Genomic DNA, 19,162 nt, shown 5'->3' on the forward strand with positions numbered 1-19,162 from the left:
GCGTACGCCTCCTCGGTCCACGTCAGTCCAGGAGATTCCGCAACCGTGGCTTCCACGAACGACCTCAAGAACGGCATGGTGCTCAAGCTCGAAGGCGGCCAGCTCTGGTCCGTCGTCGAGTTCCAGCACGTCAAGCCCGGCAAGGGCCCGGCCTTCGTGCGCACCAAGCTCAAGAACGTGCTGTCCGGCAAGGTCGTCGACAAGACCTTCAACGCCGGTGTGAAGGTCGACACGGCCACCATCGACCGCCGCGAGATGCAGTTCTCCTACATGGACGGCGACTACTTCGTCTTCATGGACATGGAGACCTACGACCAGCTGATGGTCGACCGCAAGGCCGTCGGCGACGCCGCCAACTTCCTCATCGAGGGCTTCAACGCCCAGGTCGCGCAGCACGAGGGCGAGGTGCTCTACGTCGAGCTCCCGGCCGCCGTCGAGCTGACCATCCAGCACACCGACCCGGGTGTCCAGGGCGACCGCTCCACCGGTGGCACCAAGCCCGCCACGCTGGAGACCGGCCACGAGATCCAGGTCCCGCTCTTCGTCACCACCGGTGAGAAGGTCAAGGTCGACACGCGTGACAGCAGCTACCTCGGCCGGGTGAACAGCTAACCGTGGCTGCTCGGAGCAAGGCGCGCAAGCGCGCCTTCCAGATCCTCTTCGAGGCCGACCAGCGCGGCGCCTCCGTCCAGGAGGTCCTCGCCGACCAGGTCAGGCTCGCGCGGTCGGACGACCGTCAGCCGCCGGTCAACGACTTCACCATGCAGCTGGTCGAGGGGTACGCGGCCCACGTGGCGCGGATCGACGAGCTCATCGCGACCTACGCGGTGGACTGGGACCTCGACCGGATGCCCGTCGCCGACCGGAACATCGTGCGCCTCGGCGCGTACGAGCTGATCTGGGAGGACGAGACGCCCGACGCGGTCGCGATCGACGAGGCGGTGCAGCTCGCCAAGGAGTTCTCCACGGACGAGTCCCCGACCTTCGTCAACGGCCTGCTGGGGCGCTTCAAGGACCTGAAGCCGCGCCTGCGCCGGGACGCGGACGTCTAGTCCCGTACGGCACGCGAAGGGGCCCGCAGCACTCGGTGCTGCGGGCCCCTTCGCGTGCCGTACGCACCCCTTCGCGCGGGGCCGGCCCCTCCGGGAGGGATCTCGGGGAAAAGCGCCGGGCCCGTGGACGTCGGATGACGTCCACGGGCCCGGCGGTACGTTTCTGCTGCGCCCTCGTAAGGGGTCAGTTCTCCTCGTGGGCGACCGCGCGGCGCGCGTCCGCGTCCAGGACGCCCCAGCTGATCAGCTGCTCGGTGAGGACCGAGGGGGACTGGTCGTAGATGACGGCGAGCGTGCGCAGGTCGTCCTGGCGGATCGACAGCACCTTGCCGTTGTAGTCGCCGCGCTGCGACTGGATCGTCGCCGCGTAGCGCTGGAGCGGGCCCGCCTTCTCCTGCGGGACGTGCGCCAGGCGCTCCAGGTCGAGGACCAGCTTCGGCGGCGGCTCGGCGGCGCCGCCCGGGGTCGTGCCCGGCAGGAGCTCCTGCACCGGCACCCCGTAGAAGTCCGCCAGCTCGGCAAGACGCTGCACGGTCACCGCGCGGTCCCCGCGCTCGTAGGAGCCGACCACGACCGCCTTCCAGCGGCCCTGGGACTTCTCCTCCACCCCGTGGAGGGAGAGACCCTGCTGGGTGCGGATGGCGCGGAGTTTGGCCCCGAGCTGCTTTGCGTATTCGCTGGACATAACGCTCCCGGACGCTGTGACGACATGCGGCTGCGCCGCGCGGCTGGTAACTCACTGTGAGGTTACGCAGCGTTACACCCACCCGTCAAGCCGAATGGTCCGTACCGCCCCCTCCCGAGGGACGGCGCCCGGAGGGACGGCAGGGGTGCACGAGAAACGGGGCGCCTACCCCTGGTAGAGTGAACGGCGCAAATCCGACGTCCTTTAAGAGCCGTCCCGTGAGGCGGAGAAGGAGGTCCGTTCACCATGGACACCCAGCAGCAGTACGGCGACGACGCGCGGCCCGTTCTCGAGGCCCCGGACATCGCGCGGGTCCTGACCCGCATCGCCCACGAGATCGTCGAGCGCGCCAAGGGCGCCGACGACGTGGTCCTCCTCGGCATCCCCACACGCGGCGTCTTCCTCGCCCGCCGGCTCGCCGAGAAGCTCGAATCGATCACCGGAACCAAGATCCCGGTCGGCTCCCTCGACATCACCATGTACCGGGACGACCTGCGGATGAAGCCGGCCCGCGCCATCGGCCGCACCGAGATCCCCGGTGACGGCGTCGACGGCCGCCTCGTCGTCCTCGTCGACGACGTCCTCTTCTCCGGCCGCACCATCCGTGCCGCCCTCGACGCCCTCGGCGACATCGGCCGCCCGCGCGCCGTCCAGCTCGCGGTCCTCGTCGACCGCGGCCACCGCGAGCTCCCGATCCGCGCCGACTACGTCGGAAAGAACCTCCCCACGTCGCTGCGGGAGACGGTCAAGGTCCAGCTCGCCGAGGAAGACGGTCGCGACACCGTCCTGCTCGGCAGCAAGCCCGCCTCCTGACCGGACCGGCACCCCCGACGGGGCCGGGGCACAGCCCTGCGCACCCGCATGCCCTCACCCTCCCACCACGGAGCGAAACCCCGATGATGCGTCACCTCATCTCGGCCGCCGACCTCACCCGCGACGACGCCGTCCAGATCCTCGACACCGCCGAGGAGATGGCCCGGGTGGCCGACCGGCCCATCAAGAAGCTGCCGACCCTGCGCGGCCGTACCATCTGCAACCTCTTCTTCGAGGACTCCACCCGCACCCGGATCTCCTTCGAGGCCGCCGAGAAGCGCCTCTCCGCCGACGTGATCAACTTCGCGGCCAAGGGCTCCAGCGTCTCCAAGGGCGAGTCCCTCAAGGACACCGCGCAGACCCTGGAGGCCATGGGCGTCGACGCGGTCGTCATCCGGCACAGCGCCTCCGGCGCCCCGTACCGGCTCGCCACCTCCGGCTGGATCGACGCCCCCGTCATCAACGCCGGCGACGGCACCCACCAGCACCCCACCCAGGCCCTCCTCGACGCCTTCACCATGCGCCGCCGCCTCGTCGGCCGCGACGCCGGCCTCGGCCAGGACCTCGCCGGCAAGCGCATCACCCTCGTGGGCGACGTCCTGCACAGCCGGGTCGCCCGCTCCAACGTCGACCTGCTCCACACGCTCGGCGCCGAGGTCACCCTGGTGGCCCCGCCCACCCTGGTCCCCGTGGGCGTCGAGACCTGGCCCTGCGACATCTCGTACGACCTCGACAGCGTGCTGCCGAAGTCCGACGCGGTGATGATGCTGCGTGTGCAGCGCGAGCGGATGAACGCCGCCTTCTTCCCGACCGAGCGCGAGTACTCGCGCCGCTACGGGCTCGACGGCCAGCGGATGGCGAAGATGCCCGAGCACGCCATCGTCATGCACCCCGGCCCCATGGTCCGCGGCATGGAGATCACCGCCGAGGTCGCCGACTCCGACCGCTGCACGGTCGTCGAGCAGGTCGCCAACGGCGTCTCGATCCGCATGGCCGTCCTCTACCTGCTGCTCGGCGGCAACGACTCCGCCGCCTCCGCCACCCCCGCCCGTACCGAGGAGAGCAAGTGACCATGAGCAAGACCCTTATCCGCGGTGCGAAGGTCCTCGGCGGCGACGTCCAGGACGTCCTCGTCGACGGCGAGGTCATCGCCGAGGTCGGCACCGGGCTCTCCGCCGAGGGCGCGATCGTGATCGAGGCCGACGGCCAGATCCTGCTGCCCGGCCTGGTCGACCTCCACACCCACCTGCGCGAGCCCGGCCGCGAGGACTCCGAGACCGTCCTCACCGGCACCCGCGCCGCCGCCTCCGGCGGCTACACCGCCGTCTTCGCCATGGCCAACACCCACCCGGTCGCCGACACCGCCGGCGTCGTCGAGCAGGTCTACCGCCTCGGCAAGGAGTCCGGCTACTGCGACGTCCAGCCCATCGGCGCCGTCACCGTCGGCCTGGAGGGCAAGAAGCTCGCCGAGCTCGGCGCCATGCACGACTCCGCCGCCGGCGTCACCGTCTTCTCCGACGACGGCAAGTGCGTCGACGACGCCGTGATCATGCGCCGCGCCCTGGAGTACGTGAAGGCCTTCGGCGGCGTCGTCGCCCAGCACGCCCAGGAGCCCCGCCTCACCGAGGGCGCCCAGATGAACGAGGGCGTCGTCTCCGCAGAGCTCGGCCTCGGCGGCTGGCCCGCCGTCGCCGAGGAGTCGATCATCGCCCGCGACGTCCTCCTCGCCGAGCACGTCGGCTCCCGCGTCCACATCTGCCACCTCTCCACCGCCGGCTCCGTCGAGATCGTCCGCTGGGCCAAGTCCCGCGGCATCGACGTCACCGCCGAGGTCACCCCCCACCACCTCCTCCTCACGGACGAGCTGGTCCGCTCGTACAACCCGGTCTACAAGGTCAACCCGCCGCTGCGCACCGAGAAGGACGTCCTCGCCCTCCGCGAGGCGCTGGCCGACGGCACGATCGACATCGTCGCCACCGACCACGCCCCGCACCCGCACGAGGACAAGGACTGCGAGTGGGCCGCGGCCGCCATGGGCATGGTCGGCCTGGAGACCGCCCTCTCCGTCGTCCAGCAGACGATGGTCGAGACCGGCCTCCTCGACTGGGCCGGCGTCGCCGACCGGATGTCCTTCGCGCCCGCCCGCATCGGACGGGCCCAGGGCCACGGACGCCCCGTCTCGGCAGGTGAGCCCGCGAACCTGACGCTGGTCGATCCGGCTTACCGTGGTGTCGTGGACCCCGCGGACTTCGCCTCCCGCAGCCGCAACACCCCCTACGAGGGCCGTGAGCTGCCGGGACGCGTCACCCACACCTTCCTGCGGGGCCGGGCAACGGTCGTGGACGGGAAGCTGGCGTGACACCACTCATCGCAATCGCCGCAGAGGCTGCCGAGCAGAAGTCGGCGGAGGTGACCGACTGGGCCGGGCGGCTCGGCTGGGTCGCCGGACTGCTCCTCTTCGTCGCCTTCGTGTACTGGCTCATGCGCCAGGGATGGAAGTGGCGAGGCAGCCTCCAGTCGGACCTGCCCGGGCTTCCCACCGCGCCCCCGGCGCCCGGTGAGGCGACACTGACTCTCAGCGGGCGCTACCACGGGTCCACGACCGCCGGGCAGTGGCTCGACCGGATCGTCGCCCACGGCCTCGGCACCCGCAGCCGCGCCGAGCTCACGCTCACCGACGCCGGGATCGAGGTCGTCCGCCCCGGGGCGAACGACTTCTTCGTACCGGCCACCGCCCTGCGCGGCGCCCGCCTCGACAAGGGCATCGCCGGCAAGGTCCTCGCCGAGGGCGGGCTCCTGATCGTCACCTGGGAGCACGGAGGCAAGCTGCTCGACTCCGGCTTCCGCTCCGACCGGGCGGCCGAGCACACCGCCTGGGTCGAGGCCCTCAACTCCATGAACGCCGTATCCACCACGACGGAAGGCATCGCACGATGACGACCTCCACCAGGGGAACCACCAAGGTTCCCGCCGTACTCGTCCTGGAGGACGGCCGCATCTTCCGCGGCCGCGCCTACGGGGCCGTGGGGGAGACCTTCGGCGAGGCCGTGTTCTCCACCGGCATGACCGGCTACCAGGAGACCCTCACCGACCCGTCGTACCACCGGCAGGTCGTGGTCATGACCGCCCCCCACGTCGGCAACACCGGCGTCAACGACGAGGACCCCGAGTCCGGCCGCATCTGGGTCTCCGGCTACGTCGTCCGCGACCCCGCCCGCGTCTCGTCCAACTGGCGCTCCCGGCGCTCGCTGGACGAGGAGCTGCGCGACCAGGGCGTCGTCGGCATCCAGGGCATCGACACCCGCGCCCTCACCCGCCACCTGCGCGAGAGCGGCGCCATGCGCGTCGGCATCTTCTCCGGCAACGCGCTCCCCGACGAGGGCACCATGCTCGCCGAGGTCCGCCAGCAGCCCGAGATGAAGGGCGCGAACCTCTCCGCCGAGGTCGCCACCCAGGAGACGTACGTCGTCCCCGCGATCGGCGAGAAGAAGTTCACCGTCGCCGCCGTCGACCTCGGCATCAAGGGCATGACCCCGCACCGGATGGCCGAGCGCGGCATCGAGGTCCACGTCCTGCCCGCCACCGCCACCGCCGAGGACGTCTACGCCGTCGACCCCGACGGCGTGTTCTTCTCCAACGGCCCCGGCGACCCGGCCACCGCCGACGGACCCGTCTCCGTCATGCAGGCCGTCCTGGAGCGCAAGACGCCCCTCTTCGGCATCTGCTTCGGCAACCAGATCCTCGGCCGCGCCCTCGGCTTCGGCACCTACAAGCTGAAGTACGGCCACCGCGGCATCAACCAGCCGGTGCAGGACCGCACCACCGGCAAGGTCGAGGTCACCGCGCACAACCACGGCTTCGCCGTCGACGCGCCCCTCGACAAGGTGTCCGAGACCCCCTTCGGGCGGGTCGAGGTCTCCCACGTCTGCCTGAACGACGACGTCGTGGAAGGCCTCCAGCTGCTCGACCAGCCGGCCTTCTCCGTCCAGTACCACCCCGAGGCGGCCGCGGGCCCGCACGACGCCGCGTACCTCTTCGACCGCTTCGTATCCCTGATGGAGGCCGAGCGTGCCTAAGCGCACCGATATCCAGTCCGTCCTGGTCATCGGCTCCGGCCCGATCGTCATCGGCCAGGCCGCAGAGTTCGACTACTCCGGCACCCAGGCCTGCCGCATCCTCAAGGCCGAGGGCCTGCGGGTGATCCTGGTCAACTCCAACCCGGCCACGATCATGACCGACCCGGAGATCGCCGACGCCACCTACGTCGAGCCGATCACCCCCGAGTTCGTCGAGAAGATCATCGCCAAGGAGCGCCCCGACGCCCTCCTGCCCACCCTCGGCGGCCAGACCGCGCTCAACACCGCGATCTCCATGCACGAGCAGGGCGTCCTCGAGAAGTACGGCGTCGAGCTCATCGGCGCCAACGTCGAGGCCATCCACAAGGGCGAGGACCGCGACCTCTTCAAGGGCGTCGTCGAGGCCGTCAAGGCCAAGATCGGATACGGCGAGTCCGCCCGCTCCGTCATCTGCCACTCCATGGACGACGTCCTCAAGGGCGTCGAGACGCTCGGCGGCTACCCCGTCGTCGTCCGCCCCTCCTTCACCATGGGCGGCGCCGGCTCCGGCTTCGCCCACGACGAGGAGGAGCTGCGCCGCATCGCCGGCCAGGGCCTGACGCTCTCCCCGACCACCGAGGTGCTCCTGGAGGAGTCCATCCTCGGCTGGAAGGAGTACGAGCTGGAGCTCATGCGCGACAAGAACGACAACGTCGTGGTCGTCTGCTCCATCGAGAACTTCGACCCGATGGGCGTCCACACCGGCGACTCGATCACCGTCGCCCCGGCGATGACGCTCACCGACCGCGAGTACCAGCGCCTGCGCGACATCGGCATCGCGATCATCCGCGAGGTCGGCGTCGACACCGGCGGCTGCAACATCCAGTTCGCGGTCAACCCGGACGACGGCCGGATCATCGTCATCGAGATGAACCCGCGCGTCTCCCGCTCCTCGGCGCTCGCCTCCAAGGCGACCGGCTTCCCGATCGCCAAGATCGCGGCCCGTCTCGCCGTCGGCTACACGCTGGACGAGATCCCGAACGACATCACGGAGAAGACCCCGGCGTCCTTCGAGCCCACGCTCGACTACGTCGTCGTCAAGGCCCCGCGCTTCGCCTTCGAGAAGTTCCCGCAGGCCGACTCCACCCTCACCACCACCATGAAGTCGGTCGGCGAGGCCATGGCCATCGGCCGCAACTTCACGGAGGCCCTCCAGAAGGCCCTGCGCTCCCTGGAGAAGAAGGGCTCGCAGTTCACCTTCACCGGCGAGCCCGGCGACAAGGCCGAGCTGCTCCGCGAGTCGGTCCGCCCGACCGACGGCCGCATCAACACGGTCATGCAGGCCATCCGCGCCGGCGCCACCCCGCAGGAGGTCTTCGACGCCACGAAGATCGACCCGTGGTTCGTCGACCAGCTCTTCCTGATCAAGGAGATCGCCGACGAGCTGGCCGCCGCCGAGAAGCTGGAGCCCGAGCTCCTCGCCGAGGCCAAGCGCCACGGCTTCTCCGACGTCCAGATCGCCGAGATCCGCGGCCTGCGCGAGGACGTCGTCCGCGAGGTCCGGCACGCCCTCGGCGTCCGCCCGGTCTACAAGACGGTCGACACCTGCGCCGCCGAGTTCGCCGCCAAGACCCCGTACTTCTACTCGTCCTACGACGAGGAGTCCGAGGTCGCCCCGCGCGAGAAGCCCGCGGTGATCATCCTGGGCTCCGGCCCGAACCGCATCGGCCAGGGCATCGAGTTCGACTACTCCTGCGTCCACGCCTCCTTCGCCCTGAGCGACGCGGGCTACGAGACCGTGATGGTCAACTGCAATCCGGAGACCGTCTCGACGGACTACGACACCTCCGACCGCCTGTACTTCGAGCCGCTGACGCTGGAAGACGTGCTGGAGATCGTCCACGCCGAGACCCTCGCCGGCCCCGTCGCCGGTGTCGTCGTCCAGCTCGGCGGCCAGACCCCGCTGGGCCTGTCGCAGGCGCTCAAGGACAACGGCGTGCCGGTCGTCGGCACCTCCCCGGAGGCCATCCACGCCGCCGAGGACCGCGGCGCCTTCGGCCGCGTCCTCGCCGAGGCCGGGCTCCCCGCGCCGAAGCACGGCACCGCGACCACCTTCGCCGGCGCCAAGGCCATCGCCGACGAGATCGGCTACCCCGTCCTCGTGCGCCCCTCGTACGTGCTCGGCGGCCGCGGCATGGAGATCGTCTACGACGAGGCCCGCCTGGAGTCGTACATCGCCGAGTCCACCGAGATCAGCCCCACCCGGCCGGTCCTGGTCGACCGCTTCCTCGACGACGCCATCGAGATCGACGTCGACGCGCTCTACGACGGCGAGGAGCTCTACCTCGGCGGCGTCATGGAGCACATCGAGGAGGCCGGCATCCACTCCGGCGACTCGGCCTGCGCCCTGCCCCCGATCACCCTCGGCGGCTTCGACATCAAGCGCCTGCGGGCCTCCACCGAGGCCATCGCCAAGGGCGTCGGCGTCCGCGGCCTGATCAACATCCAGTTCGCCATGGCCGGCGACATCCTCTACGTCCTGGAGGCCAACCCGCGCGCCTCCCGGACCGTCCCCTTCACCTCGAAGGCGACCGCCGTGCCGCTGGCGAAGGCCGCCGCCCGCATCTCGCTCGGCGCCACCATCGCCGAGCTGCGCGCCGAGGGCCTGCTGCCGAAGAACGGCGACGGCGGCACCCTGCCGCTCGACGCGCCGATCTCCGTCAAGGAGGCCGTGATGCCGTGGTCGCGCTTCCGCGACGTGCACGGCCGCGGCGTCGACACCGTCCTCGGCCCGGAGATGCGCTCCACCGGCGAGGTCATGGGCATCGACGCGGTCTTCGGCACGGCCTACGCCAAGTCGCAGGCCGGCGCCTACGGCCCGCTGCCCACCAAGGGCCGCGCGTTCATCTCGGTCGCCAACCGCGACAAGCGCTCGATGATCTTCCCGGCCCGCGAGCTCGTCGCCCACGGCTTCGAGCTGCTCGCCACCTCCGGCACCGCCGAGGTCCTCAAGCGGAACGGCATCAACGCCACGGTCGTCCGCAAGCTCAGCGAGGGCGAGGGCCCGAACGGCGAGAAGACCATCGTCCAGCTCATCCACGACGGCCAGGTCGACCTGATCGTCAACACCCCGTACGGCACCGGCGGCCGCCTCGACGGCTACGAGATCCGTACGGCCGCGGTGGCGCGCAGCGTCCCCTGCCTCACCACGGTCCAGGCGCTCGCCGCGGCCGTCCAGGGCATCGACGCGCTCAACCGCGGCGACGTGGGCGTCCGCTCGCTCCAGGAGCACGCGGAGCACCTGACCGCGGCCCGCGACTAGCAGCCCGTACCAGGAGGGGGACACCGGCAGGACCTGCGGTGTCCCCCTCTTCATGACCTGGAGCCACCAGCATGTACAAGTTCTTCTTCAACCTGGTCTTCAAGCGCATGGACGCCGAGCAGGCCCACCACATGGCCTTCCGCTGGATCCGCCTCGCCGCCCGGATCCCGGTCCTGCGCACCCTCGTCGCAGCCGTCCTCGACCCCCGCCACACGTCGCTGCGCGTCGAGGCCCTGGGCCTGCGCATGCACGGCCCCTTCGGACTCGCCGCCGGCTTCGACAAGAACGCCGTCGCCATCGACGGCATGTCGATGCTCGGCTTCGACCACGTGGAGATCGGCACCGTCACCGGCGAGGCCCAGCCCGGCAACCCCAGGAAGCGACTCTTCCGGCTCGTCCCGGACCGCGCCCTGATCAACCGCATGGGCTTCAACAACGAGGGCTCCGCCGCCGTCGCCGCCCGCCTCGCCGCCCGCAACCCCGTCTTCAGGACGGTCGTCGGCGTCAACATCGGCAAGACCAAGGTCGTCCCCGAGGCCGAGGCCGCCGCCGACTACGTGAAGTCCACCGAGCGCCTCGCCGCCCACGCCGACTACCTCGTCGTCAACGTCTCCTCGCCGAACACCCCCGGGCTGCGCAACCTTCAGGCCACCGAGTCCCTGCGCCCGCTGCTCACCGCCGTCCGCGAGGCCGCCGACCGCACGGTCACCGGCCGCCGGGTCCCCCTGCTGGTCAAGATCGCCCCCGACCTGGCCGACGAGGACGTCGACGCCGTCGCGGACCTCGCCCTGGAGCTCGGCCTCGACGGCATCATCGCCACCAACACCACCATCGCGCGCGAGGGCCTCGGCCTGAAGTCCGACCCCGCGCTGGTCAAGGAGACCGGCGGCCTGTCCGGCGCGCCCGTCAAGGAGCGCTCCCTGGCCGTCCTGCGCCGCCTCCACGCGCGCGTGGGCGACCGCCTGGTCCTGGTGGGCGTCGGCGGCATCGAGAACGCCGAGGACGCCTGGCAGCGCATCCTCGCCGGCGCCACCCTCGTCCAGGGCTACAGCGCCTTCATCTACGAGGGCCCGTTCTACGCCCGCGCGATCCACAAGGGCCTCGCGGCGCGCCTCGCGGCCTCCCCGTACGCCACCCTCGCCGAGGCCGTCGGCGCCGACAACCGAAAGGCCGCGAAGTGACTCTCTCCTTCGGCACCCGCCTGCGCTCCGCCATGGACGAGCGCGGCCCCCTCTGCGTCGGCATCGACCCGCACGCCGCCCTGCTCGACTCCTGGGGCCTGGCCGACGACATCGCCGGCCTGGAGCGCTTCACCTTCACCGTCGTCGAGGCCCTCGCCGAGACCGTGGCCGTCTTCAAGCCGCAGTCCGCCTTCTTCGAGCGCTTCGGCTCGCGCGGCATCGCCGTCCTGGAGCGCGCCACCGCCGATCTGCGCGCGGCGGGCGGCCTGGTCGTCATGGACGCCAAGCGCGGCGACATCGGCTCCACCATGGCCGCGTACGCGGAGACCTTCCTGCGCAAGGACTCCCCGCTCTTCTCCGACGCGCTGACGGTCTCCCCGTACCTCGGTTACGGCGCCCTGAAGCCCGCCGTCGACCTGGCCCGGGAGTCCGGCGCCGGCCTCTTCGTGCTGGCCCTCACCTCCAACCCGGAGGGCGCCGAGGTCCAGCGGGCGGTCCGCGAGGACGGCCGCACCATCGGCGCGACCATGCTCGCCCACCTCGCCGAGGAGAACGCGGGGGAGACCCCCATGGGCTCCTTCGGCGCGGTCGTCGGCGCCACCCTCGGCGACCTGTCCTCCTTCGACCTGGACATCAACGGGCCGCTCCTCGCCCCCGGCATCGGCGCCCAGGGCGCGACCCCCGCCGACCTCCCGGCCGTCTTCGGCCCGGCGGTCGGCAACGTCGTCCCGAACGTCAGCCGCGGCGTCCTGCGCAACGGCCCGGACGTGGCCGCCCTGCGGGACTCGGCGCACCGCTACGCGGACGAGATCCGCGCGGCCGTCGCCGGCTGACGCGTCTCCCGGACAATCCGCAGGTCGGAGCGGACGGGGTGCCCGGCGGTGAGCCGTCTCACTCCTTGACGAAAACTTGGCTCAAAACCGGGTCGATATGCCGGAAAAGTCCTGGTCGGTCGATGCTGACCAGGACTTTTCCGCTGTTCTCGCTGACTGGAGCGGTCTCGGCCGCTAGTCTCCGGGGCAGAGCAGGCGTTCAACGACCACTCCGTTGACCGTTGCTCCACTGGTGTGGGGCGTCCAGGTTCCTCACCGGTCCGTATCCGACAGATCGACATCCGAGGTGACGTAGGCGTGGCTCTTCCGCCCCTTACCCCTGAACAGCGCGCAGCCGCGCTCGAAAAGGCCGCCGCGGCTCGCCGGGAGCGGGCCGAGGTCAAGAATCGACTCAAGCACTCCGGCGCCTCCCTCCACGAGGTCATCAAGAGCGGCCAGGAGAACGACGTCATCGGCAAGATGAAGGTCTCCGCGCTGCTCGAGTCGCTGCCCGGCGTCGGCAAGGTCCGCGCCAAGCAGATCATGGAGCGCCTCGGCATCTCCGAGAGCCGTCGCGTCCGTGGTCTCGGCTCCAACCAGATCGCCTCCCTGGAGCGCGAGTTCGGCAGCACCGGCGCCTGATCCGGCGGCCGGTCCGGCCTCCGATCCGGGACGGGCGTCCCGGGCATGCCGGTAAAGCTGGAATAATCGCTGCATGGCAGCAGAGGTACGTCCGCGGCTGACCGTGCTCTCCGGCCCCTCAGGGGTGGGCAAGAGCACGGTCGTCGCTCATATGCGCAAGGTCCACCCCGAGGTCTGGCTCTCGGTGTCGGCGACGACTCGGAAGCCCCGCCCCGGCGAGAAGCACGGCGTCCACTACTTCTTCGTCGCGGACGACGAGTTCGACAAGCTGATCGCCAACGGTGAGCTCCTCGAGTGGGCCGAGTTCGCGGGCAACCGCTACGGCACCCCCCGCGGCGCCGTCCTCGAGCGTCTCGACGCCGGCGAGCCCGTGCTCCTGGAGATCGACCTCCAGGGCGCCCGCCAGGTGAAGGACTCCATGGCGGAGTCCCAGCTGGTCTTCCTGGCCCCGCCGAGCTGGGAGGAGCTGGTCCGCCGGCTCACCGGCCGCGGCACCGAGTCGCCCGAGGTCATCGAGCGCCGGCTGCAGGCCGCGAAGGTCGAGCTGGCCGCCGAGTCGGAGTTCGACACCACGCTCGTCAACACCTCCGTCGAGGACGTCGCACGCGAGCTGCTAACGTTGATGCACGTTGTCTGATCTTTTTTCCATCTTCGGAAGGTAGAGCGTGTCCTCTTCCATCACCGCGCCCGAGGGCATCATCAACCCGCCGATCGACGAGCTGCTCGAGGCCACGGACTCGAAGTACAGCCTCGTGATCTACGCGGCCAAGCGCGCGCGTCAGATCAACGCGTACTACTCCCAGCTCGGCGAGGGCCTGCTGGAGTACGTGGGTCCGCTCGTCGACACCCACGTCCACGAGAAGCCGCTCTCGATCGCCCTGCGCGAGATCAACGCGGGTCTGCTGACGTCCGAGGCCATCGAGGGCCCCGCGCAGTAAGCACAGCTTGTAACGCTTGTCACCACAGGCCCGGCGGAACATCCGCCGGGCCTGTGGTGTCTCATGGAGTCGTACGCATCCGAGTGCGGGGAGCAACAGTGAGCGTGGTGGCCAAGCCGAAGGTCGTCCTGGGCGTGAGCGGCGGCATCGCCGCCTACAAGGCGTGCGAGCTGCTGCGCCGGCTGACCGAGTCCGGCCACGACGTGCGCGTCGTGCCCACCGACTCCGCCCTCCACTTCGTCGGCGCCGCCACCTGGTCCGCGCTCTCCGGCAACCCGGTCTCCACCGAGGTGTGGGAGTCCGTCCACGAGGTCCCGCACGTGCGGATCGGCCAGGCCGCCGACCTCGTCGTCGTCGCCCCCGCCACCGCCGACATGCTCGCCAAGGCCGCCCACGGCCTCGCGGACGACCTGCTCACCAACACGCTGCTCACCGCGCGCTGTCCGGTCGTCTTCGCCCCCGCCATGCACACCGAGATGTGGGAGCACCCGGCGACCCAGGAGAACGTGGCCACCCTGCGCCGCCGCGGCGCCGTGGTCATCGAGCCGGCCGTCGGCCGCCTCACCGGTGTCGACACCGGCAAGGGCCGGCTCCCGGACCCGGGGGAGATCTTCGAGGTCTGCAGGCGGATCCTCGCGCGGGGCGTGACCGTCCCCGACCTCGCGGGCCGTCACGTGGTCGTCAGCGCCGGCGGCACCCGCGAGCCCCTCGACCCCGTCCGCTACCTCGGCAACCGCTCCTCGGGGAAGCAGGGCTACGCCCTCGCGAAGGCCGCCGCCGCCCGCGGCGCCCGGGTCACCCTCGTCGAGGCGAACACCGGCATCGCCGACCCCGCCGGAGTCGACGTGGTCCACGTCGGCACCGCCGTCCAGCTCCGCGAGGCCGTCCTCAAGGCCGCCGCCGACGCCGACGCGGTCGTGATGGCCGCCGCCGTCGCCGACTTCCGCCCGGCCGTCTACGCGCCGGGGAAGATCAAGAAGACGGACGACGGGGGCGCGCCCACGATCGAACTCGTCCGCAACCCCGACGTCCTCGCCGAGCTGTCCGCCGACCGCGCCCTGCCCGGGCAGGTGGTCGTCGGTTTCGCCGCCGAGACCGACGACGTCCTCGCCAACGGGCGCGCCAAGCTCGCCCGGAAGGGCTGCGACCTCCTCGTCGTCAACGAGGTGGGGGAGCGGAAGACCTTCGGCTCCGAGGAGAACGAGGCCGTCGTCCTCGCGTCGGACGGCGCCGAGACCCCCGTGCCGTACGGGCCGAAGGAAGCGCTCGCCGAGACGGTCTGGGACCTGGTCCTGCCGCGGCTGCGCCCCGCGACCTGACGCATCCCCGTCGTCTCCGGGGGCGCCGCGCCCCGCCGCCTCCGGGGGCGCGAACCGGTCCTCACGGAGGCGCGAAACACCGCCTGACGAGTGATTTGCGCCCCACCCGCGTGGGCAGGTCTGCCTTGCCGGAGGCCGGTTCCGCCCGTCCACCGGCATTCGCCAGGCGAGACACCTGGTCCATTGCACGACCACGACCGATAGACTGTTCGTGGAACGTCGCGGGGCGCAGCCCCCTGCCGGTCCGCGTCACGAGTAGCCAGCAGCCGCTGCAACCCCAGGGAGCGTTGTGTCCCGTCGTCTGTTCACCTCGGAGTCCGTCACCGAGGGCCACCCCGACAAGATCGCTGACCAGATCAGCGACACCATTCTCGACGCACTGCTGCGCGAGGACCCCACCTCGCGCGTCGCCGTCGAGACGCTGATCACCACCGGTCTGGTGCACGTCGCCGGTGAGGTGACCACCAAGGCGTGGGCGGACATCCCGACCCTCGTCCGGAACAAGATCCTCGAGATCGGTTACGACTCCTCGAAGAAGGGCTTCGACGGCGCCTCCTGCGGCGTGTCGGTGTCCATCGGATCCCAGTCCCCGGACATCGCCCAGGGCGTGGACACCGCGTACGAGAAGCGGGTCGAGGGCGACGAGGACGAGCTCGACAAGCAGGGCGCCGGCGACCAGGGCCTGATGTTCGGCTACGCGTCGGACGAGACCCCCGAGCTGATGCCGCTGCCGATCCACATCGCGCACCGGCTCTCCCGCCGCCTCACCGAGGTCCGCAAGAACGGCACCATCCCGTACCTGCGTCCCGACGGCAAGACCCAGGTCACCATCGAGTACGACGGCGACAAGGCCGTCCGCCTCGACACGGTCGTCGTCTCCTCGCAGCACGCCTCGGACATCGACCTCGAGTCGCTGCTCGCGCCCGACATCCGCGAGTTCGTCGTGGAGCACGTCCTCAAGCAGCTCGTCGAGGACGGCATCAAGCTCGACACCGACGGCTACCGCCTGCTCGTGAACCCGACCGGCCGCTTCGAGATCGGCGGCCCGATGGGCGACGCCGGCCTCACCGGCCGCAAGATCATCATCGACACCTACGGCGGCATGGCCCGCCACGGCGGCGGCGCCTTCTCCGGCAAGGACCCGTCCAAGGTCGACCGCTCGGCCGCCTACGCCATGCGCTGGGTCGCCAAGAACGTCGTCGCCGCGGGCCTCGCCTCGCGCTGCGAGGTCCAGGTCGCCTACGCGATCGGCAAGGCCGAGCCCGTCGGCCTCTTCGTCGAGACCTTCGGCACCCACACCGTCGAGACCGAGAAGATCGAGAACGCCATCGGCGAGGTCTTCGACCTCCGCCCGGCCGCGATCATCCGCGACCTCGACCTGCTCCGCCCGATCTACTCCCAGACCGCCGCCTACGGCCACTTCGGCCGCGAGCTGCCGGACTTCACCTGGGAGCGCACGGACCGCGTGGAGGCCCTGAGGCAGGCCGCCGGCCTGTAATCCAGGACTCGGACGACGAAGCCCGGCACCCCGTGGGGGTGCCGGGCTTCGGCCGTGTCCGGCTGTCGGCGGCGTCTGGTAGGTATGGGGCTGTGAGCAGCGAGAACGAGAAGTCCGACGAGCCCGAGCAGCTCGCGCTCATCCGGGAGACCGTCCGGAAGGCGAAGGTGCCGCGGGCCAAGCCGCGGACGTGGCGGGGGGCCGCGCTGGCCAAGGAGCTGCCGGTCGCGCGGGTCGTCGTGAACAAGGGGGCGCTCCACCTCGACCAGTTCTTCGACTACGCGGTCCCCGAGGAGCTGGACGAGGCCGCCCGCCCCGGGGTGCGGGTGCGGGTGCGGTTCGGGGCGGGGGCCCACCAGGTCAAGAACGGGCGGCGCGAGGGCGGGCGGCTCATCGACGGGTTCCTCGTCGAGCGGCGGGCCACCTCGGAGTACTCCGGGCCGCTGGCCGCGCTCGCCGACGTCGTCTCGCCCGAGCCGGTGCTCGGGCCCGAGCTGCTCGGCCTCGCCCGGGCCGTCGCCGACCGGTACGCGGGCAGCCTCGCCGACGTGCTCCAGCTCGCCGTGCCGCCGCGCAGCGCCAAGGCGGAGGGGCGGCCCTCGCCCGCCCCGCTGCCGCCGCCGAGGGCGCCGGAGCCGGGGAGCTGGACGCGGTACGAGCGGGGCCCGGCGTTCCTGGACTCCCTCGCGCGCGGCGGGGCGCCCCGCGCCGTGTGGAACGCGCTGCCGGGGCCGTACTGGGCCCAGGAGATCGCCCGCGCCGTCGCCGCCACCCTCGCCTCCGGGCGGGGCGCGCTCGTGGTCGTCCCCGACGGGCGGGCCGCGGGCCGGGTCGACGCGGCGCTGACCGAGGTCCTGGGGGAGGGGCGGCACGCGCTGCTCACCGCCGACGCGGGCCCCGAGAAGCGGTACGCGCAGTGGCTCGCCGTCCGGCGCGGCGCCGTGCGGGCCGTCGTCGGCACCAGGGCGGCCATGTTCGCGCCCGTACGGGACCTCGGCCTCGCCGTCATCTGGGACGACGGCGACGGCAGCCACAGCGAACCGCACGCCCCGCAGCCCCACGCCCGCGAGGTGCTGCTGCTGCGCGCCGCCCACGATCGGTGCGCCTTCCTGCTGGGCTCCACCAGCTGCACCGTCGAGGCCGCGCAGCTCGTCGAGTCCGGCTGGGCCCAGCCCCTCGTGGCCGGGCGTGACCAGGTGCGGGCCGCCGCGCCGCTCGTGCGGACCGTCGGCGACACCGACCTCGCCCGCGACGAGGCCGCGCGGGCCGCCCGACTGCCCACGCTGGCCTGGCAGGTGGTGCGGGAGGGCCTCAAGACCGGGCCGGTGCTGGTCCAGGTCCCCCGCCGGGGGTACGTGCCGAGGCTGGCCTGCGAGCGCTGCCGCACGCCCGCCCGCTGCCGGCACTGCGCCGGGCCCCTGGAGGCCCCCGAGCAGCAGGAGCTGCGGTGCGGCTGGTGCGGCCGCGGCGCCCCCGACTGGCACTGCGTGGAGTGCGGCTCGACCCGCCTGCGGGCCCAGGTGGTCGGAGCCCGGCGGACCGCGGAGGAGCTCGGCCGGGCGTTCCCCGCCGTCCCCGTACGGACCTCCGGGCGCGACCACGTCCTGGACAGCGTGCCCGGACGCCCCGCGCTCGTCGTCTCCACCCCCGGAGCCGAGCCCGTCGCCGAGGGCGGCTACGCGGCCGCGCTGCTCCTCGACGGCTGGGCCATGCTCGGCCGGCCCGACCTGCGGGCGGGCGAGGAGGCGCTGCGCCGCTGGATCGACGCGGCCGCGCTGGTCCGGGGGCAGGCCGAGGGCGGCACCGTCGTCGTGGTCGCCGAACCGACCCTCCGGCCCGTCCAGGCGCTCGTCCGCTGGGACCCGGCCGGGCACGCCCGGCGGGAGCTGGCCGAGCGGGCCGAGCTGGGCTTCCCGCCGGTCTCCCGGATGGCCGCCGTGACCGGGGCGCCGGAAGCCGTCGAGGGCTTCCTCGCGGCGGCCGGGCTCCCCGCCGACGCCGAGGTCCTCGGCCCCGTGCCGCTGCCCGTCGTCCGCCCAGGCGGGCCCCGCAGGCCCGGCGATCCGCCGCCGGGCGAGCAGTGGGACCGGGCCCTGGTCCGGGTCCCGCCGGGCAGCGGCGCGGCCCTCGCGACCTCGCTCAAGCAGGCCCGGGCCGGGCGCCTCGCGCGGGGTGGCGGGGACCCGGTGCGGATCCGCGTGGACCCGCCGGACATCGGCTGACGGGGCCCCGGCCGGCGGGCCCCGGAAACGCCACGGCCGCCCGTCCCCGGTGGGGCGGGCGGCCGTGCGGCGCTCGGCGGTCAGGCGTTGCGCGGGCCGGGGAAGGCCGACGGGCGCGGGTCCTCGCGGAAGGCGGAGCTGCCCGAGGTGGGCTGCGGCGGCATCGAACGGGCGGCGGGGACCGAGGGGAGCGCGCGGGCCACGCCCGGCTCCACCGCGTGGTCCTGGTCCACGGCCGCGCCCGGCTGGGGCGCGCGCCGGGCGCCGTAGCGCCGGTGGACGGCCTGCTTGGTGACCCCGAGCGCGGAACCCACCGCGTCCCAGGAGAAGCCGAGCGAGCGGTCGAAGTCGACGGCCGCGGTCACCAGGGTCTCGACGCTGTCCCGCAGCTCCTGGGCGAGGCGTACGGTCGGGGCGGGCGCGCGCCCGTAGACGACGAAGCCCGTGGACGGGCCGGAGCGGCGAGGGCGGTAGACATTGCCCAGCTGGGCCGTGAGCGTGCGCAGTGCGTCCACCTGCCGCCGGACCCGCTCGATGTCCCGCACCAACAGATGCAGACTTGCCCGGGCTTGGGCGTCGTGGGTTGCGTGGTCGGCCATGTGAAAGCCTCTCGAACCGGCGTT

At 72.0% G+C, this 19,162-nt stretch carries 18 protein-coding genes; 16 read left to right on the top strand and 2 right to left on the bottom strand.

What is annotated here, in order from left to right; all coding sequences use genetic code 11:
* Positions 1-45 precede the first annotated feature (45 nt).
* Together efp and nusB are read left to right on the top strand one after the other, a co-directional pair.
* Positions 46-612 carry an elongation factor P gene (gene efp / locus ACFYUZ_RS15380; RefSeq protein WP_389309103.1) on the top strand — a complete coding sequence of 189 codons (567 nt, stop codon included), beginning with the start codon at positions 46-48 and terminating at the stop codon, positions 610-612.
* A gap of 2 nt (positions 613-614) precedes the next feature.
* On the top strand, positions 615-1,052 hold the full coding sequence (gene nusB / locus ACFYUZ_RS15385) for a transcription antitermination factor NusB (RefSeq protein ID WP_389309105.1): 438 nt from the start codon (positions 615-617) through the stop codon (positions 1,050-1,052).
* A 184-nt stretch (positions 1,053-1,236) separates the two neighbouring features.
* On the opposite strand, the gene bldD is transcribed toward nusB, so the two are convergent.
* Positions 1,237-1,737 carry a transcriptional regulator BldD gene (bldD, locus tag ACFYUZ_RS15390; RefSeq protein ID WP_015032294.1) on the bottom strand — a complete coding sequence of 167 codons (501 nt, stop codon included), beginning with the start codon at positions 1,735-1,737 and terminating at the stop codon, positions 1,237-1,239.
* Between the two features lie 246 nt (positions 1,738-1,983).
* Here bldD and pyrR point away from each other — a divergent pair, with 246 nt between their 5' ends.
* The 14 genes from pyrR (at position 1,984) to ACFYUZ_RS15460 (ending at position 18,539) form a co-directional block, all read left to right on the top strand.
* Positions 1,984-2,550 carry a bifunctional pyr operon transcriptional regulator/uracil phosphoribosyltransferase PyrR gene (pyrR, locus tag ACFYUZ_RS15395; protein ID WP_389309107.1) on the top strand — a complete coding sequence of 189 codons (567 nt, stop codon included), beginning with the start codon at positions 1,984-1,986 and terminating at the stop codon, positions 2,548-2,550.
* Between the two features lie 83 nt (positions 2,551-2,633).
* Positions 2,634-3,620 carry an aspartate carbamoyltransferase catalytic subunit gene (locus ACFYUZ_RS15400; RefSeq protein WP_389309109.1) on the top strand — a complete coding sequence of 329 codons (987 nt, stop codon included), beginning with the start codon at positions 2,634-2,636 and terminating at the stop codon, positions 3,618-3,620.
* A gap of 2 nt (positions 3,621-3,622) precedes the next feature.
* Positions 3,623-4,909 carry a dihydroorotase gene (locus ACFYUZ_RS15405; RefSeq protein ID WP_389309110.1) on the top strand — a complete coding sequence of 429 codons (1,287 nt, stop codon included), beginning with the start codon at positions 3,623-3,625 and terminating at the stop codon, positions 4,907-4,909.
* Positions 4,906-5,487: a hypothetical protein gene (locus ACFYUZ_RS15410; RefSeq protein ID WP_389309112.1), complete on the top strand. Its 582-nt coding sequence runs from the start codon at positions 4,906-4,908 to the stop codon at positions 5,485-5,487. Before ACFYUZ_RS15405 ends, ACFYUZ_RS15410 begins: the two co-directional genes overlap by 4 nt.
* Positions 5,484-6,626 carry a glutamine-hydrolyzing carbamoyl-phosphate synthase small subunit gene (gene carA, locus ACFYUZ_RS15415; protein WP_389309113.1) on the top strand — a complete coding sequence of 381 codons (1,143 nt, stop codon included), beginning with the start codon at positions 5,484-5,486 and terminating at the stop codon, positions 6,624-6,626. The genes ACFYUZ_RS15410 and carA overlap by 4 nt, the downstream gene beginning before the upstream one ends.
* On the top strand, positions 6,619-9,927 hold the full coding sequence (gene carB / locus ACFYUZ_RS15420) for a carbamoyl-phosphate synthase large subunit (protein WP_389309115.1): 3,309 nt from the start codon (positions 6,619-6,621) through the stop codon (positions 9,925-9,927). Before carA ends, carB begins: the two co-directional genes overlap by 8 nt.
* A 71-nt stretch (positions 9,928-9,998) precedes the next feature.
* Positions 9,999-11,108, top strand: a complete 1,110-nt coding sequence (locus ACFYUZ_RS15425) for a quinone-dependent dihydroorotate dehydrogenase (RefSeq protein ID WP_389309117.1) — start codon at positions 9,999-10,001, stop codon at positions 11,106-11,108.
* The gene (gene pyrF, locus ACFYUZ_RS15430) at positions 11,105-11,941 is read left to right on the top strand and encodes an orotidine-5'-phosphate decarboxylase (protein WP_352021711.1); all 837 of its coding nucleotides are present in this window, start codon (positions 11,105-11,107) and stop codon (positions 11,939-11,941) included. Before ACFYUZ_RS15425 ends, pyrF begins: the two co-directional genes overlap by 4 nt.
* Positions 11,942-12,238: 297 nt before the next feature.
* Complete coding sequence (locus ACFYUZ_RS15435) at positions 12,239-12,562, top strand: integration host factor (protein WP_030693098.1); 324 nt, start codon at positions 12,239-12,241, stop codon at positions 12,560-12,562.
* A 73-nt stretch (positions 12,563-12,635) separates the two neighbouring features.
* Positions 12,636-13,199, top strand: coding sequence for a guanylate kinase (gene gmk / locus ACFYUZ_RS15440; protein ID WP_389309119.1), 564 nt, complete (start codon positions 12,636-12,638; stop codon positions 13,197-13,199).
* 28 nt (positions 13,200-13,227) lie between these two features.
* Positions 13,228-13,500: a DNA-directed RNA polymerase subunit omega gene (rpoZ, locus tag ACFYUZ_RS15445; RefSeq protein ID WP_005319902.1), complete on the top strand. Its 273-nt coding sequence runs from the start codon at positions 13,228-13,230 to the stop codon at positions 13,498-13,500.
* A gap of 107 nt (positions 13,501-13,607) precedes the next feature.
* Positions 13,608-14,819, top strand: a complete 1,212-nt coding sequence (gene coaBC, locus ACFYUZ_RS15450) for a bifunctional phosphopantothenoylcysteine decarboxylase/phosphopantothenate--cysteine ligase CoaBC (RefSeq protein WP_389309121.1) — start codon at positions 13,608-13,610, stop codon at positions 14,817-14,819.
* 289 nt (positions 14,820-15,108) lie between these two features.
* On the top strand, positions 15,109-16,317 hold the full coding sequence (metK, locus tag ACFYUZ_RS15455; protein ID WP_389309123.1) for a methionine adenosyltransferase: 1,209 nt from the start codon (positions 15,109-15,111) through the stop codon (positions 16,315-16,317).
* A gap of 92 nt (positions 16,318-16,409) precedes the next feature.
* Entirely contained in the window at positions 16,410-18,539 is a 2,130-nt protein-coding gene (locus ACFYUZ_RS15460) for a primosomal protein N' (RefSeq protein ID WP_389309125.1), read from the top strand.
* Between the two features lie 80 nt (positions 18,540-18,619).
* Here the strand turns inward: ACFYUZ_RS15460 and ACFYUZ_RS15465 are convergent, their stop codons facing one another.
* A complete protein-coding gene (locus tag ACFYUZ_RS15465; RefSeq protein ID WP_389309127.1) occupies positions 18,620-19,138 on the bottom strand; it encodes a hypothetical protein in 519 nt (172 codons plus the stop codon).
* Positions 19,139-19,162: the final 24 nt, after the last annotated feature.

Origin of the sequence: Streptomyces sp. NPDC004266 (assembly GCF_042874095.1) — a bacterium.
Classification (GTDB): domain Bacteria; phylum Actinomycetota; class Actinomycetes; order Streptomycetales; family Streptomycetaceae; genus Streptomyces.

Coding starts and splice junctions, on each gene's coding strand:
- ACFYUZ_RS15405 (WP_389309110.1), top strand. CDS start 3,623: ATGAGCAAGACCCTTATCCGCGGTGCGAAGGTCCTCGGCGGCGACGTC.
- carA (WP_389309113.1), top strand. CDS start 5,484: ATGACGACCTCCACCAGGGGAACCACCAAGGTTCCCGCCGTACTCGTC.
- bldD (WP_015032294.1), bottom strand. CDS start 1,737: ATGTCCAGCGAATACGCAAAGCAGCTCGGGGCCAAACTCCGCGCCATC.
- ACFYUZ_RS15425 (WP_389309117.1), top strand. CDS start 9,999: ATGTACAAGTTCTTCTTCAACCTGGTCTTCAAGCGCATGGACGCCGAG.
- ACFYUZ_RS15465 (WP_389309127.1), bottom strand. CDS start 19,138: ATGGCCGACCACGCAACCCACGACGCCCAAGCCCGGGCAAGTCTGCAT.
- pyrR (WP_389309107.1), top strand. CDS start 1,984: ATGGACACCCAGCAGCAGTACGGCGACGACGCGCGGCCCGTTCTCGAG.
- gmk (WP_389309119.1), top strand. CDS start 12,636: ATGGCAGCAGAGGTACGTCCGCGGCTGACCGTGCTCTCCGGCCCCTCA.
- ACFYUZ_RS15400 (WP_389309109.1), top strand. CDS start 2,634: ATGATGCGTCACCTCATCTCGGCCGCCGACCTCACCCGCGACGACGCC.